Consider the following 16,143-nt stretch of genomic DNA (forward strand, 5'->3'; position numbering starts at 1 on the left):
TTTTACGGCTCTCCCTTCTCCAAATCTAATTCATCCATAATCAAGCGTACCTGCGCCAGGTGAGCCTTGATGAGACGGCGGGCGAGTTCCGCGTCGTGACTGGCTAGCGCCTCGTAAATAGCCCGGTGTTCTTGCAGGCACTCCTCCAGCCTGCCGGGCACCTCCAGCGTACGGGCCCGGGTCTTTTGCATCATGTGTCCTATGGAACGCGACAAACCGGTGAGGATCTGGTTTTTGGTGGCTGCTGCCAGGCACTGGTGAAACAGGATGTCTGATTCGATGCCGTTGCGGTTCATGCTGATATCCTCTTGCATGACTTCCAGGGCACGCTCGATGCGATTGAGTTCCATCCGGTCGGCCCGTTTAGATGCCAGCTCCACGATTTGTATTTCCAGCATCTCGCGAGCTTCCACCAGATCGAAAAAAAGCTCCCGGTCCAGTTTGCGTGGAAATTCGACATCACTCAAAACCCGGTTCAGGCTAAAACGGCGTAAGATTGTGCCTCCGTTTTTGCGCCGTTCCACGAGTCCCTCCGATTCCAGGGCTGAAAGAGCCTCGCGCACCGAAGCGCGGCTGGCGCCAAACTTTTCGGCCAGCTCGGACTCTGTAGGCAGCCTTTCTCCGGGTTTTAGTTTGCCTTCGAGTAAAAGGTGTCTTATTTGTGTTGCAATCTGGTCACTGATCCGAATGGATTTAACGTTTTGAAACACAGGCCACACCCTTTTTCTGGTACAACAGGTTTTTGATGTCAGGATGTCAGTTTGTCAGACATATAGACAAATAATTTCCATGCAACTTTGCGAATTTCCTTCCAACCTTTAGAGATACTCGCTGAATAATACAGTATACATGTATTTCACGCAGATAATGAAGCCAGAAATGCCACCCGGGGACATACAGTCCCTGTTCTCCTTCGTGATAGCAAAGAACGCTGGCTATCGTTTAAATGACCAGAACAAATTCGCCCTATCGGGCGACTTAATTAAACCGGGGATAGATTAGCTATGGGCTATCTCTATCCTCGGTTTCACCCGTATAAAACATATCCCTCCCGCACTGTGGACAATCAACGGTAGGCATTACTCCAGGCTTTTCATCCCAAGCAAATTCATCAATTATCCACGCAGGGATCCATTCGCTAAACCCACAACTCTGACAACGATACCTGTGATGTTCCCTGTCCTCTGGGCCGTCCTGAAATGGAATTACATCTTCGTCCCATATTTCGTCTGTTTTGCCCGCCATCCTCCACAACACACTCCTTCTTCATATCAGCAATGGCATCATAAATGTAGCCATAACGGGGATGCCAAATCACCCAGAGTTCCATCTCACATTTGCAACTTGGACACTTAAGGGGATTCTTACCAAAACTTTGTATCAATCGTTCTTTCCACGTCTGTTTTTTTGCCGCGGCCGGCTTCAGCTTACTTTTTATTCTCGTTTTCAGGTATTTATAAAGCCCTACTATTTTTTGAGCCAATTTGTTAAGATCACGACGGTAAATGCCATATCGCCTGACCATCTTGAAATGCTTTTTAGGTATATGCATAATCAGTTTCCCAATAAATTCGAGAGCATGCAGCTCTTCCTCTTTCCTTTGTTCATCCCTATGATCAATATACCAAAACTTTACCTTCTCACCATCATAGCCAATTATTCTAGACTCTGCTATTGCTGGCCGGGCTAAATACCGGCCTATATATTCCGCCGCTCCCTTGGCATCTCTCATCCTATTTTTAGCATGTACGTAAAAACCTTTTGGATATCTACGGTATAATTCATTTATTAGCTTCTTTATCCCCGGCTCACGTCCAAATCTCTTTTGAATAATTCCCAGCATTACTTTCTGCCAGCTTTTCCTTAAGTAATTGTAAGGAATATACCCCACGTCTTTCCAATTCTTAAACTTATCTATTGCACCTTCCGTTACCAAGGCATGAACGTGAGGATTAAAACCTAAATTACGTCCAAAGGTATGAATTGTTGTAATTATACCAACTTCATAACCCATTTTTTTGGACTTGTTCCTGTACCAGTATTGAATTACCTCTGCAACTCCGTCGCTCAGATCTTTTAGCAGTTCTCTATGCCAATAAAACTTACCCCTTAATTCTTGGGGAATAGAAAACACCGTGTGGCGATGCCCTACATCTATAATCCTTTCAACCTGTTTGTTTACCCAATTATCTATATAAATCTTACCGCATCGATTACAAAACCGGCTCTTACATGAAAATCCTACAACCCTTTGATGCTTGCCACATTCCGGGCAAATATACTTAGCATAGCCGTACCGTGGGTCACCACACTTTAACATCTTTTCAACAGATTCTATGACACTCTCAACTAGATCTTTGGGAATCTTTTGCAAATTAGTTTTTTTAAATTCTTCCCAGTGGTCAGCAAAGATCTGCTTGATTTTAATTGTCTCTATCTGCTCTCTACCATTTGCTTCCATACCATAATTCTACACTTATCCACAAACTTCGAAAAGCATAATTTCCTATACAATAAAAAAAGCGGGACTTAAGCCCCGCAGGATATTTAAACATTTACATCTTGGCCACACTTTCCGGGACAACGGAATTTATTTACAAGCTTTTTCTTGTCCGTCCCGTAATAAGACATCGGATGTCCCCCAGGGGGGGTATGCTCAGCTTGGCATACCCCCCCTGGGGTGTACCGTTTTCCGTCTTGTACTTGCGCCCTTCTTCCATATACCTCACTTTGAGTATCCGCCTGATGAGCCGCATCTGCGAATTCATTCGCATAACATCTAATCGATGCCCAACAGGTATTTATGGATGGATCTGGCCGCGGTGCGCCCCGCGCCCATGGCCAGGATGACCGTGGCGGCGCCGGTAACCACGTCGCCGCCGGCGTAAACCCCCGGCTTGGAGGTAGCGCAGGTTTCCGGGTCGGCGGTGATATTGCCTCTCCTGTTGACCGCCAGGTCGGGCGTGGTCTTGGGAATCAGCGGGTTGGGCCCCGTGCCGATAGCCACCACCATCGTGTCCACCTCCAGGATGAATTCGGAGCCCTTAACCGGCACCGGGCTGCGCCGGCCGGAAGCGTCCGGCTCGCCTAACTCATAGCGCAGGCATTCCATACCGGTTACCCAGTAGTCATCGTTATAGAGGATCCTGGTCGGGTTGGTGAGGAATTGAAACTTAACGCCTTCTTCCTCGGCGTGCTCAACCTCTTCAAACCGCGCCGGCAGCTCCACCCTGGAGCGCCGGTAGACGATCCAGGACTCCTGCGCGCCCAGGCGCAGGGCCGTGCGCGCGGCGTCCATGGCCACGTTGCCGCCGCCCAATACGGCCACCCTTTTGCCGACAAAGATGGGGGTGTCTGTTTCCGGGAAGCGGTAAGCCTGCATCAAGTTGGAGCGGGTCAGAAACTCGTTGGCCGAGTACACCCCGCAGGCGTTTTCGCCGGGTATCCGCATAAAGTTGGGCAGGCCGGCGCCGGTACCGAGAAAGACAGCGTCATAGCCATTTTCCATCAGTTCATCGATAGTGGAAAACTTGCCGACGATAGCGTTGACCTGAATATCGACCCCCAACTTCTTGAGGTTGTCGATTTCCGCCTGGACGACTGACTTGGGCAGGCGGAACTCGGGAATGCCGTACATCAGCACGCCGCCCGCGATATGCAGGGCTTCAAAGATGGTGACCTTGTGGCCGAGCTTGGCCAGGTCGGCGGCGCAGGTCAGCCCGGCCGGACCGGACCCCACGATTGCCACCTTCTTGCCGGTGGAAGATGCTGTTGCCGGAAGCTTTACCCCGGCGGCCAGTTCCCGGTCAGCCACATAACGTTCAATCCGGCCGATAGCCACCGGCTCGTATTTCTTGCCCAGGGTGCAGTACTTTTCACACTGGTTTTCCTGGGGACAAACCCGCCCGCAAACTGCCGGCAAGGCGTTCGTTTCCTTGAGTTTTTGGGCACTCCCGGCAAAGTCCCGTTCGGCAACCTTTTTGATAAAAGCTGGGATGTCAATATCTACTGGACAGCCCTGCCGGCAGGGAGCGTTTTTGCACTGGATGCAGCGCTCCGCCTCGGCGATAACGGCTTCTTCGCTGTAGCCCAGGGCAACTTCGTTAAAGTTCCCGGCTCGAATCACGGGGTCCTGAGCCGGCATGGGGTTCTTTTGGGGGATAATAGCTTTTTTTGCGTTTTCCGCAGCCATTACTCTTCACCCCCGCATCTGCACTGATGATCATGCCTGGGCCCTTTTTCTTCATACAGGTCCAGGGAAACTTTTTCCTGCGTTTTATATACTGCGGAGCGGCGGGCCAATTCTATAAAATCCACCTCGTGCCCGTCAAATTCAGGGCCGTCAACACAGGTGAACCTGGTCTCGCCGCCCACGGTCACCCGGCAGCAGCCACACATGCCTGTGCCGTCAACCATCAGGGTGTTGATGCTGACCACGGTCTTGACACCATATCTCCTGGTCAGGTCGGACACCGCCCGCATCATGGGCAGGGGCCCGATGGCGAGACACAGGTCAATTCCTTTGTCTTCAATGATTTCCTTGAGTAAGTCGGTCACGAAGCCCTTGCGCCCGTAGGAGCCGTCGTCGGTGGCCGCCAATAGTTCGTCCGATACGGCCCTCATGCGATCTTCCCAGAAAATGAGGTCTTTGGTCCTGGCCCCGATGATGCTGATAATTTCATTTCCGGCTTCTTTAAGCGCCCTGGCAATGGGGTAAACGGGAGCGACTCCCACTCCGCCGCCGACGCAGGCCACCCGGCCGTAATTCTGAATATGGGACGGGACGCCCAGCGGGCCGACAAAGTCCTTCAGGCAGTCTCCCGCCTCAAATGTGCCCAGCTCTTTGGTGGTCCTGCCCACTTCCTGGAAAACACAGGTAATGGTCCCTTCAGCCCGGTCAAAATCCGCTATGGTTACGGGTATCCGCTCACCTTCTTCATGGACACGCAGGATAACGAACTGACCAGCCAACGCTTTTGCGGCTACCAACGGGGCCTGGATCTTAATTAGTTTGATGGAAGCTCCCAGCTCTTCTTTTTCAATAATTTCGTACATCTTAATCACTCTTCTTTATATTATCCCTTCATTCTTTCTTTTACCACCGCTACAGCTTGTTCTTTCAACCGGCGGGCCTCTCCGGCGATTCTTTCCTTCTCTTCCAGGGCCTGTGACGCGAACCCCGCATCGCTGACCATAGGCAGGTTGATCTCGACATTTAAAAGAACTGCATGTACCGCGGCCTCGCACACATAGGCGGCAACTCCGGCGTCGCTGATGGCCATTTTATTGCCGATCCTGGATAACTGGGCAGTAATCGCCAGCGCTTCCAGTAATGTCACGGCAATCTCAAGCGGAGTCTCGGTTGCGCCTCGCAAGGCCTTCTGGAGAGCCTCTTCACGCTTGTCCTTTTCCTCGGTTGTACCCTTTGGCAGACGATAGGCGGCCATAAAACTGTCAAAGGCCGCTATATCATCTTCCATTAATTTTTCCAGTCTGGCCATAGTAAAGTAAGCCCTGCCGGTAATATCCTTAATCTCAGTTGCGACAGCCGCATACTGGGACTTGCCGTAGGTAAGGTTGCCTACCATGGCCGCCATGCTCACACCCAATGCGCCCACCAGGGCAGAAACACTGCCTCCCCCCGGGGTCGGGGCGTCAGAAGCCGCGGCGGCCAGTACTTTCCTGAATGAACAGTCAAACATGCCACTCATTGCTTTGCCTCCTATAATACTCCATACTAGCGTATAAAAACAAGACTTTTCAGAAAAATCTCAGTTAATGTCTTTTCTTGCTGAGCTTGATCGCCTTAAGCAGGTTTTTTATAATCAACGCCGTGGTAAGACTGCCTACGCCACCTGGGACAGGGGTAATGGCGCCGGCTACCGGCAGGACGTTGTCGAAATCGACATCTCCGCAGATGCCGCCGTCCTCCATTTCGTTGATGCCGACGTCTACCACAATGGCGCCGGGTTTAACCATATCAGCCGTGATCATCCTGGCAACACCTGCGGCGGCGATCAGTATATCAGCCTGCCGGGTGTGGTACGCCAGGTCGCGGGTCCTGGTATGACAGATGGTTACCGTAGCATTCTGATTCAGAAGCATATAAATGAGAGGTTTACCAACCGACTCTCCCCGCCCGACCAGGACAGCATGTTTACCTTCGATGGGGAGTCCGTTGCGCACCATTAATTCAATGCAGCTCTGTGGCGTGGAAGGAAATAGTCCCTCATTATTGCTGAGATTGTAAGCGCGGTTGAGGGGGTGTACGCCATCCACATCCTTTAAGGGTGAGACGGCCTCAAGAATTCTCTGCTTGTTCATCCTCTTCGGCAGCGGCAGCATGATCATAATCCCGTGGACAGAATTATCCATATTAAGCCTTTTGATGACCTCGACGACTTCGTCCTCATCCCCGGCGTCTTTAAAGGAGAACGCTTCAAAAAGAGCGCCGGCGTTGCTGCAGGCTTTTTCAATAGAACGGGTATATATTACCGAAGCAGGATCATCTCCGGCTAGAATGACCGCTAATTTGGGGTTAAGTCCCTCTTCCTTCAGGCTCGCTATCTCCGCCTTATTCTCCCCCCGGACTATAACTGCGACGGCTTTACCGTCGATAATCTTTGACATTCGAAAACGGTTCCTCCTTGTCTTTTATTAGGCGCCCATATACACTGACGCGGCGCCGGCAGAGGATGAAATCAAGTGAATATTTACACTAACTGGATGACATATATATTATTGACAATTTATCCTCTGGATTAATCCAACACAACCTCCGGCCGCGGGTATAGGCCGGCCTGTTTTACAATCTCGGGAACAATATCTTCCCAGGCTATAGCCATGATATGGACACCATGCACGCCCTTGATATTTTCCCTGATGTATTTGATCTGCTCGATACAGACAGCCACTCCCTCGCTTGGGGGGTCAGCCGCATTTTTTAGCCTGTCCACCAGGGCGTCCGGCACAATCATCCCGGCTACCTGTGTTTGCATGAATTTAGCCGCCCGCCAACTTTTCAGAGGGATTACTCCGGCCAAAATATGAGCCCTTTGGTCCAGGCCTCTTGCCCGGACCAGCTCCATAAAGCGCTCAAAGCGCTCCATATCAAAGACACCCTGGGTTTGGATAAATTGGGCTCCCGCCTTAATCTTCTTCTCCAGCCGGTCAACCCTGTATTCAAAAGGGTCTGCAAAGGGATTGGCCACCGCGCCGATGAAAAACCTTGGCTCGTATTCTTTAATCTCTTCACCGCAAAAGAACTTCTTTTCGTCCCGCATTCTGCTCATCAGGTTAACCAGCTGAATAGAATCCAGATCATAGACGTTCTTTGCCGTAGGGTGGTTGCCAAATTGCTGGTGGTCTCCGGATATACAGAGCAAGTTCCGTATGCCAAGGCTGTAAGCTCCCAGCAGGTCGGACTGGATGGCAATACGGTTCCTGTCACGACAGGTCATCTGCGCCACCGGCTCCAGAGCGTTGGCGAGGAGATGCACACCGGCGGCGATACTGGAGAGCCGGACAATTGCGGTCTGGTTGTCGGTGATATTGGCAGCGTCCACGAAATCTTTCAAGATTTGCGCGGTATATTTTAGACCATGCGCGCCGGCATGCTTCGGTGGCCCGATTTCAGTGGTGACAGCAAAGTGTCCGCCTTCCAGTACGGCCTGCAGCTTGCTTAAATATTTCACCTTGCCATCAAATCCTCTCTCAAAGCCTTTCGTGGCCCCCCGTCCCTGGCTTTCGACCAGTCCTTCAGCGGCTGGACGGCGGTCAAGTCCTGCAGCCTGCCCAGCGCCTTCATGCGGTCATAAATCAGCTGCCAGGCACATGCCACGTCTTTATCTATTTCACACCTGCCATGTTGCGAACCGCCGCAGGGGCCGTTCAGGATGCTTTTGGGGCAGCGGATAACGGGACAAATCCCGCCGGTCCGGTGCAGGATGCAGTCTCCGCATAGTCCGCATTTTTCATCCCACCTGCCGTGTTCTGTCGCTCCCCCGGCAAAAAGGGTATCCTGAGCGGGTACCACCCATTTATCCGGGTATTTCTCAGCCAGGTACTGCACGCCAACCCCACAGGCAAGTGAAATAATAGCATCCGCCTCTCCCACCAGCCCGTCCAGTGGGGTTAGAAACTCGGGGTCGCATTGCCTGGTAGCTGTGTAAGTCGAGGTTGCCAGCGGCTTTCCGGCCAGTTTCCTCATAATCCGCAGGGCAGAAGCCAGTATTTCTGTCTCTTTCTCACCGCCGGACAGACACACGGTCACACATCCGGCACAGCCGACCAGCAGCACCTTTTCACAATCTTCAACCATAGCCGCGATGTCTTTTATATTCTTTTGCCGGGCTATTATCACTGCCGCTCAACTCCTTTAGTTGAACTAACTCCTATTTAAGCGGGATATTTTGTGACCACGGTTATCATAAGGGATCATCATGGGCAGCCTTTATTTATAAGCTTCATTTAACAGCTGGAGTTTCTGGTAGAACGTTTTCAGTAGAGTAACCATATCCTCATCTTCTTCCGGCAGGCAGTAATAAAGCCGCTCCGGAGCTAAACCAATAGCCGCCATCAATCCTTTGGCCCGCGCCAGCAGTCCTTTTAAAATTCCATCCCCGCCATAGTGACGGCTGGAGTTTTCCCGGCAGCCCAGGACCGCAACCCCGGCAGCGCCGTTTTCAAACGCGCTGAGCACCCACTCCAGCTGCAAAGCGCTTACAGTGGGCACCCTGATCATAACCGCCTTTGGATCAATTGATTTCAATACATCTATACTGTTTTCCTGCCCGGTAAATATCACCAACGGGTCTTTGCCCTGCAGGCCTGCAAGCGCTTCTTTTATCTTATGTTCATATAAATTGTCTACAGTTATAGCGCAGGCGGGGCAGTACGCGGCGCATATCCCACAGGACTGACAGCCTTCCACAGGCATACGGGCCGATCCCTCCACCAGCGGCACTTCGTAAGGACAAACTCTCAGGCAGGTCAGACAGGCAACACATTTATCGGCAAGCACCTGCGCCCCAAGACCACAGCTTAGACAGCGGCCGGCCTCAATAATTGCCGTTTTCTCATCCAATCCCAGCTCATACGGCTCAAAATTCTTAACTCTTAACGCGGCCGGCAATACCGGCATTTCTCCGCGGTTACGGTGTGGCACCCGGCCGGCCACTGCGCCGGGAAGTATGCCGATGGCATCCTGTTCGGTATCCGCGGTTACCCGCCTGGCGCCATGCAAGTATTGATTTACCGCCCTGGCCGCCCTGTGTCCGGAAGCAACCGCGGCTATCGCCAGGCCCGGGCCGCTAACCACCTCTCCACAGGTAAACACGCCCTCAACACTGGTATTTAGAAAAGTTCCGTCTGCAATCACAAAACCTTTAGGACTAACTTCCAATCCGCTGCCGTTTAAAAATTCCTGGTCCGGACCCTGCCCGACAGCCAGGATGACTGTGTCACAGGGCAGGCTTAGGAAGGCATCAGGCTCATAAGCAGGATTAAACCTTCCCGAGGAATCGAACACGGATTTAACCTTCTGAGCCTTAAGGCCTGTGATCCGGCCTTCCTCAACGACAACTTCGACCGGCCCGTAACCGTTGACAATGCCGACCCCTTCTTCCAGCGCCTCTTCAACCTCCCAGGTATGCGCCGGCATCTCTTCTCGAAATTCCATACAAATTGCGGTTACCTGCCCGGCCCCCAGCCGGACCGCTGTGCGGGCCACGTCCATCGCTACGTCCCCCCCGCCGATGACCAGTACGCGGCTGCCGACAGCCGGTTTCCCGCCCAGGTTTACCTGCCGCATAAACGGCAGCGCTTTTAATACGTCCGGATGGTCAGCTCCCGGCAGAGGGAGTCCTTTGCTTTCCTGCAGCCCCGCGGCGATAACTACAGCGTCGTATTCTTCTTTGAGCTCATTTAAGGTGATATCCCTGCCCACCTCAACCCCGGTATGGACTGTTATCCCGGTGGCCAGTATAGCCTCCACGTCCTTCCGGAGGTTTTCTCTCGGAAGCCGGTAAACAGGCAGTGAGGTTAAAAAATGCCCGCCCGGAGCATGGTTTCTTTCATACACCACGACCGTATGGCCAAGATTGGCGAGGTCGTAGGCCGCTGTCAGACCACTTGGCCCGGAACCAACGATCGCTATATTTTTGCCGGTGTTCCGGGCGCGAGGTATTGCCGCGCAATTTGTTCCAGCCTTCTCAACAGCAAACCTTTTCAGGTTGCGGATTGATAAAGAGGCGTCCACATCGCCCCGCCGGCAGTGGTCTTCGCAAGGATGGGGACACACCCAGGCGCATACGGACGGAAAGGGGTTGTTGGCACGGATCAAACGGTAGGCTTCACTGTAATCCTGCCTGGCGATGGCAGCCAGATAGCCGCGCACGTCAGTTTTAACCGGACAGGCATGGGTGCATGGCGGCAATAGCTCGTTCATTCCAACATACCTCCAAGACCTCTTTGTTTCCATTCAGTCATCTACTCAGAAAAGGAAGCAGGGGGACGGTTCTTTTGCTTCCTTTTTTTGTTTCCCTGAAAACAACTGTACAGCAGTTCAACTCACAGAGCGAATCCAAAAAACGCAGGTGCAAATTCATATGAAAATAGCATCGCAGCAGCTGGGCCTCAAATCCAGGTGCGTATTTATTCACACAGCTCCACAAGGAATGCGGTAGAAATCCCTTAAAGCTATGCAGTTTTTGTCCGATCGAAATCACACCTACAGCAAAATCAGCTTAAAGATGATCATGCGGGTGCATATTTTCACTGGTAGTTTGTGATTGAAAAATCATGATTGGTTCATTCGCACAAATGTTACTCTAGCTACACAAGTCCGGCACTGACGCGCCGTACAGGATTATACCCCGCCTGGTGTTTTCATGATATGTGGCGCCGCGATAGCGGCGTGTGGAATTATCCTGTAAATAATAATAGCAGTATCGGCCAATCTCCTACCGCGGTTTTTGAACCATCCGCCAGCGGTCTCTGAGTGTCCTGTTTCAGAAATAGGCGCTAGAAGAGACCCAGGACCTTGCCGGTATCCACATCGACGTCGATCCTCCGGTAGGCCGGGTCAGAGCCGGTACCCGGCATCAGGCTGATCGAACCGGTCATAGGACAAAGGAACTTGGCTCCGGCAAAGACCAGCACGTCGCGGACAGGCAGCAACCACCCCTTGGGCACGCCCTTTATATTGGGATCGTGGGAAAGACTCAGGTGGGTCTTGACCATCATGGTGGCAAAATCGGCATAAGCCGGGTCAGACTCAAAGCGCCTGGCTTTGGCTTCTGCTTCCGGGGTCCACGAAGCCCCATCGGCGCCGTATACCTCTCTGGCGATTCTATCAACCCTCTGCCTGAGCGGCATCTCCAGCGGGTAGAGGTGCTTGAAATCAACGCGGTCAGCACAGGCGTCGATAACCGCGTCGGCCAGTTCCAGCGCCCCTTCGCCGCCTTTAAGCCAGTGTTCGGATAAGGCGCAGCGGGCGCCGGCCTGTTCAGCGTAACGGCGGACCATGGCGATTTCCTCCCTGGTATCGGTATGGAAGGCGTTGATGCAAACAACCGGGTTGATCCCCGCTTTTTTCACCGTGGCGATATGATGCAACAGGTTGGGGATACCCTTTTCCAGTAGTCCCAGGTTTTCTTTCCGGTATTCCTCAGGCAGTGGACGGCCGGGCACAACCTTCGGCCCGCCTCCGTGCATCTTCAGGGCCCGGATGGTAGCCGTGATTACAGATACATTGGGGGTGAGCCCGCTAAAACGGCACTTGACGTTCCAGAATTTTTCAAAGCCGATATCGGCGGCAAAGCCGCTTTCGGTAACGTTGTAGTCGAACATCTTCAAAGCGATACGGTCGGCAATGATGGACGATTGGCCAATGGCGATATTGGCAAAGGGGCCCGCGTGCACCAGGACAGGCTGGTACTCAACCGTGCTCATGAGGGTCGGGTTGATGGCGTTTCTCATAAAGGCCGTCATGGCCCCGGCCACTTCCAGGTCGGAGGTGGTCACCGGTTGGCCTTTTTTATCGTAAGCGACGATGATTTTACCGATACGCTCCCGCAAGTCTTTTAAGTTAGTGGCGACAGCAAGAATGGCCATCAATTCGGAACTGACCGCTATGCCGAATTTCGACTCCATCATGAAGCCGTCCATCCTGCCGCCGATCCCCATGATAATCTTGCGCAGGCCCTGAGCGCAGAAATCGATAACCCAGCCCATTTCCACATTGGTGGGATCAATGTCAAGCCTTCTTAAGTTGCGTTTGGCCAGTTCGGCGTCATTGTAGTTGCGCTCGTGCTGCATCCGTGCGTTAAGCGCAACCATGCACAGGTTGTGGGCATTCATGATGTCGTTGATGTCACCTGTCAGTCCCAGGGAAAATTCGGTCATGGGAATAGCCAGGGCGTTGCCTCCGCCGGCTGCAGTCCCTTTAATGTTCATGGTGGGACCGCCAGAGGGCTGGCGAATGGCTGCGCCAACGTTCATGCCGCGCTTGCCCAGTCCTTCCACCAAACCTATGGTGGTGGTTGTTTTGCCCTCACCCAAAGGCGTGGGGGTAATGGCGGTAACGTTGATGTATTTACCGTCCGGCCGCTCCTTTAAACGTTCCATGATTTTCATAAAATCCAGCTTGCAAATCCTGCCGTAAGGGATTATTTCATCCCTTTCCAAACCCAGTCGCTCTTGCCAAACGGCCGCTGTCGGCATATTTTTTTCGGCCAGCTCGGCAATTTGAAAATCTTTTAGTTGAGTCGCGTCAAACGGCATTCCAAAAGCCCCCTTAAATTAATCAGCCATTAAATTTATGTAAAAGGCGCTGCTCTTCCTGATTTTTGAACAGCAATAGATTGTCCTTTAGTACAAAACATCCTGGTTACTAATTATAGAATGCTTCTAAATATTTTTTCAAATATTATTATTCCTTCCATGAAGATTCTTTCACCTGCCTCAACATTATAAGTGTTCCCCCCAATAGTGATTCCGCCGCCATAAACGTACTCCTTGCGAGATTAATAAGCAATGGACTATTATATCATTTCAAGATGATTATTAAAATAGTTACGAACTATCTATAACAGCCTGGATATGCCTCAAGGGCTGTTGGCCAAGCTCGAGGGATTTCATCCAGGACTGCGGTTATTAAAGGCAGTTACGTCGAAGAGAACAGAGCTGCCGTGATCATAGCCATATATAATCCCTATGTACATATTATTACCTGGCAGGGCAGTCCGGTTTTCGTTTGTTTTTTCTGCAATTATTCACTAAATGATATAGTTGACCCTAATATAGGCGCTTCAAAGAAAAGGAGGCTATAACGAAACACAGCCACAAAAGGGAGCGCGACGAGACTATAGTTTCGTTGCGCCCCCCTTTTTTCTTTGAAACAACGTATCAACAGTTACATTAGAAACCTGGACTTTCACTTGGCCTTCCGATAAATCTTTTTTGTTTATTCGATGATTTCGAATAGCAACTTAGCTACTTCAGTATTGTCGATATACTTGCCGCGCACCGGATCGTTTTGGTCCGCATAGCTCTTAAAGATGCGGGCCGCGTCACCTTTGGCAAATAATGGGATCAGGCTGTTGGTATGGTCGCCGCTGTTCCACTGCATGCCGGGGAGGTTCCCGGCGCCGTTATTAACCAGGTCGGTCCAAACAGGTTTGACGTCTACAATGCCGGAGCCAGAGCCGGTCAGGTAGCCAGTCTCATGGTCCCCGGTTACTATAAGAAGGGTCTCGCCCCAGTTGCTGTTCTGTTCCACCCACTCACACACTGCTTCCACGCTGCGATTGAAATCGATCTCTTCTTCAATGACCCTGCCGGACTGGTTGGCATGGCCGGCCCAGTCAATGGCGCCGCCCTCCACCATGAGGAAGAAGCCATCCTTGTCGTTATCCAGAACATTCAAGGCGCCTCTGGTCATTTCAGCCAGGGTGGGGACGTTCTGGTTTAAGTCCACAACATAAGGCGCAGCATACTGATCGCCGCTGCGGGCCTGCTGCAGGGTGGTAGCGACCTGGGGAACACCAACAACACGGTTAGGTGTGCTGCCGGTCATTAAGTCAACAAATTCATCACGTGTTTGGACAACTGTCCAGGGATCGGCGATGCCGTCACCGTCAGCATCAGCCACACCCAGGTCGCCGGCGATGAGTCCTTCCCAGGTGTTCTGGCCACCAACATAGTTAAAGTTGCCAGCACTGGGTACTCTGGGCGTGTTGTTATCAGTAAAGTAGGGGTGACCGGCGCCCATAATCACGTCTGTAGCTGAGTTCTTGAGCATTTCATTGGCAATGCCCTCATAGTCATTGCGGCTTGGATTGTGCGCCACAAACCCTGCGGGAGTGGCGTGGCTGAACTCAACGGTAGTAATAACACCGGTAGCTTTGCCCAGTTCTTCAGCCTTTTCGGCAATGTGCATCAAGCTATTTCTGTCATTATCCACCCCGATGGCCGCGTCGTAAGTCTTGACGCCGGTGGACATAGCGGTAGCTGCCGCCGCTGAATCGGTAGGAGCATTTTTAACATTGTTGAAGCTGCTCCAGATATAAGCAGGGTCGTACTCACCAGCAATCGAATAGGTGCTCATGCCAAACTGGAATGGAAAACTCTCGTAAACCTGCGTGCCGGTTTCGCCATACTGGTACAGGCTGGCCGCATCCAGTTGGTTGTAACCACAACCGTCGCTGATCATCAGGATAATATTTTTGGCCAGCGGCTTATCCGGCGCTGCCAGACCTTTGGTACCTTTGGCCATGGCTGCACCAGGGGTTAGGGTGCAAAACAACACACTACCGCTTAGCGCCAGGGAAACTGCCGCCCTTTTCAAACTACTCTTGCAAAAGCTCATATTTATCCTCCCTTGTATGATTTTGCAGGCAGAGCGATAATATGAAAAACCGCCTTGTCCTGCTACAATTCATCATACAGGTGGATTGTTAAAGTATGGACAGGTTTATTTTAGAGGGAGGTAAAAAGTAGGTTATATTATTTTACAGGCACTATTTTTCAAGAATAGAGGCAGAGATATTGAAGCTAAACTATCAGGTGAAGGCAGCGGAAGCAGGACTTACTGCCGAAAAAGTCCTGCGACAAAACCTGGGGTTTTCCCGAGGCATGGTTCGCAGGCTGAAGAGGACTGGCGGAGTGCTGGTGAACGGGCAGGCGTTTTATCTAAACCGGCGACTGCAAGAAGGAGACTTGCTCTGCGTAAATCTGCATTTTGATGAATTTACCGATGCGCCGCCCCAGCCCATACCCATCGACATAGTGTATGAAGACGAGCATATTCTGGTTGTAGACAAACCACCTGACATGCTGGTCCATCCTTTAAAACACGAACCATTGAACACCCTGGCTAATGCCGTTTTATACCACTATATTGAGAATAACACGGAACCGGTGTTCCGTCCCGTATCACGCCTGGACCGGAATACTTCCGGGTTGGTGGTTGTGGCCAAACACGCGCATGCCGGGTTCCGGCTGACAAGTCAACTGGGTACGGGAGAATTGCGGCGGGAATACCTTGCTGTCGTACACGGCCTTGTAGCACAGAAGCAAGGGTCTATTGACCTGTCCATAGCCCGCTGCCGGGACAGCAAAATAAAGCAAATGGTTCATCCTGACGGCAGGCGGGCGCAAACATTTTATAACGTGGAAGAATACCTAGCAGGCAATACGCTTTTAAAACTGCGCCTGACAACCGGGCGAACCCATCAGATCAGGGTGCATATGAGCCATCTCGGGCACCCGCTGGTTGGCGACACCCTTTATGGCGGGCGTGAGGAAGGAATCAACAGGCAGGCCTTACACTGCTGCCGGATCAGGCTGCTCCACCCAATAACCGGTGGACCGCTGGTTCTGGAAGCTCCACTGCCGGAAGATATACGACGCATATTTAATAAGATATAAAACCAGGGAAAATCCCTATGGTTTGAAAACCGCAGAGGTTTTCCCGGCAATTGTTGATTCCTTGTAACTAAGTAGAGCGGCTACTAGTAAGCCGGTAATAACTATCCCATGCAATACTACGAAATAGTTGAATGTGATATTGCTAAGCATATAAAGGGTATATAGACTGCTGTCCCAGAACCGGTGAAAGAAAAAGCAATTTCCTCAGAGAAT

General features: G+C 51.7%; 12 protein-coding genes. 1 reads left to right on the plus strand and 11 read right to left on the minus strand.

Going from position 1 to position 16,143, the window contains the following annotated elements; translation table 11 throughout:
- Positions 1 to 2: 2 nt before the first annotated feature.
- The 11 genes from Psch_RS05970 to Psch_RS06020 all read right to left on the minus strand — a co-directional run bounded on the left by Psch_RS05970 (position 3) and on the right by Psch_RS06020 (position 14,869).
- Positions 3 to 710: a FadR/GntR family transcriptional regulator gene (locus Psch_RS05970; protein WP_190239490.1), complete on the minus strand. Its 708-nt coding sequence runs from the start codon at positions 708 to 710 to the stop codon at positions 3 to 5.
- A 428-nt stretch (positions 711 to 1,138) separates the two neighbouring features.
- A complete protein-coding gene (locus Psch_RS05975; protein WP_190239491.1) occupies positions 1,139 to 2,461 on the minus strand; it encodes an IS91 family transposase in 1,323 nt (440 codons plus the stop codon).
- 318 nt (positions 2,462 to 2,779) lie between these two features.
- Positions 2,780 to 4,192 carry an NADPH-dependent glutamate synthase gene (gene gltA, locus Psch_RS05980; protein WP_190239492.1) on the minus strand — a complete coding sequence of 471 codons (1,413 nt, stop codon included), beginning with the start codon at positions 4,190 to 4,192 and terminating at the stop codon, positions 2,780 to 2,782.
- Positions 4,192 to 5,055: a sulfide/dihydroorotate dehydrogenase-like FAD/NAD-binding protein gene (locus Psch_RS05985; RefSeq protein WP_190239493.1), complete on the minus strand. Its 864-nt coding sequence runs from the start codon at positions 5,053 to 5,055 to the stop codon at positions 4,192 to 4,194. The genes gltA and Psch_RS05985 overlap by 1 nt, the downstream gene beginning before the upstream one ends.
- A 20-nt stretch (positions 5,056 to 5,075) precedes the next feature.
- Positions 5,076 to 5,711 (minus strand): cyclodeaminase/cyclohydrolase family protein, encoded by a 636-nt coding sequence (locus Psch_RS05990; RefSeq protein ID WP_190239494.1) that lies wholly within the window; start codon positions 5,709 to 5,711, stop codon positions 5,076 to 5,078.
- 64 nt (positions 5,712 to 5,775) lie between these two features.
- Positions 5,776 to 6,630 (minus strand): bifunctional 5,10-methylenetetrahydrofolate dehydrogenase/5,10-methenyltetrahydrofolate cyclohydrolase, encoded by an 855-nt coding sequence (locus Psch_RS05995; protein ID WP_190239495.1) that lies wholly within the window; start codon positions 6,628 to 6,630, stop codon positions 5,776 to 5,778.
- Between the two features lie 131 nt (positions 6,631 to 6,761).
- Positions 6,762 to 7,694 (minus strand): methylenetetrahydrofolate reductase, encoded by a 933-nt coding sequence (locus tag Psch_RS06000; RefSeq protein ID WP_190239496.1) that lies wholly within the window; start codon positions 7,692 to 7,694, stop codon positions 6,762 to 6,764.
- Entirely contained in the window at positions 7,691 to 8,362 is a 672-nt protein-coding gene (locus tag Psch_RS06005; RefSeq protein ID WP_190239497.1) for a methylenetetrahydrofolate reductase C-terminal domain-containing protein, read from the minus strand. The genes Psch_RS06000 and Psch_RS06005 overlap by 4 nt, the downstream gene beginning before the upstream one ends.
- 90 nt (positions 8,363 to 8,452) lie before the next feature.
- Positions 8,453 to 10,447 (minus strand): FAD-dependent oxidoreductase, encoded by a 1,995-nt coding sequence (locus tag Psch_RS06010; RefSeq protein WP_190239498.1) that lies wholly within the window; start codon positions 10,445 to 10,447, stop codon positions 8,453 to 8,455.
- 575 nt (positions 10,448 to 11,022) lie between these two features.
- The gene (locus Psch_RS06015) at positions 11,023 to 12,783 is read right to left on the minus strand and encodes a formate--tetrahydrofolate ligase (RefSeq protein WP_190239499.1); all 1,761 of its coding nucleotides are present in this window, start codon (positions 12,781 to 12,783) and stop codon (positions 11,023 to 11,025) included.
- Between the two features lie 682 nt (positions 12,784 to 13,465).
- Entirely contained in the window at positions 13,466 to 14,869 is a 1,404-nt protein-coding gene (locus Psch_RS06020; RefSeq protein WP_190239500.1) for an alkaline phosphatase, read from the minus strand.
- Between the two features lie 179 nt (positions 14,870 to 15,048).
- Here Psch_RS06020 and Psch_RS06025 point away from each other — a divergent pair, with 179 nt between their 5' ends.
- Positions 15,049 to 15,930, plus strand: a complete 882-nt coding sequence (locus Psch_RS06025) for an RluA family pseudouridine synthase (protein ID WP_190239501.1) — start codon at positions 15,049 to 15,051, stop codon at positions 15,928 to 15,930.
- Positions 15,931 to 16,143: the final 213 nt, after the last annotated feature.

The sequence above is a fragment of the Pelotomaculum schinkii genome (assembly GCF_004369205.1).
GTDB classification, from domain to species: Bacteria; Bacillota; Desulfotomaculia; order Desulfotomaculales; family Pelotomaculaceae; genus Pelotomaculum_C; species Pelotomaculum_C schinkii.